This window comes from Mesorhizobium sp. GbtcB19 (assembly GCF_019091085.1).
In the GTDB taxonomy this organism is placed as follows: Bacteria; Pseudomonadota; Alphaproteobacteria; order Rhizobiales; family Rhizobiaceae; genus Mesorhizobium.
In genome coordinates this window covers 1-228 of the sequence record NZ_JAGXJY010000677.1, presented here as the reverse complement: position 1 = coordinate 228, position 228 = coordinate 1, and the positions used below count along the sequence as shown (strand labels likewise).

General features: G+C 64.5%; 1 protein-coding gene. It reads left to right on the top strand.

Features of this window, described 5'->3' with window-relative positions; translation table 11 throughout:
- The coding region (locus KVT37_RS33390; protein ID WP_217579136.1) for a ribose-5-phosphate isomerase A at positions 1-228 on the top strand (228 nt) is incomplete at both ends.

Below are 228 nucleotides of genomic sequence, written 5' to 3'. Positions count from 1 at the left end.
CACGTCCAAGATGGTGGAGGCGCTCGGCCACACCCCGCTGTGGATCGAGGCCACCAAATGCGGGTGGCGCGTGACCGAGACCGCGATCGGCGCAGCCGCTGCCGGCCTCGGCCTTTCCGGCCCGGTCACATTGAGGATGAGGGGCGGCCAGCCATTTGTTACAGACGGTGGCCACTTTATCCTCGGTGCATCTTTGGTCCGCATTCCGGGTACAAGAGCGCTTTCGAT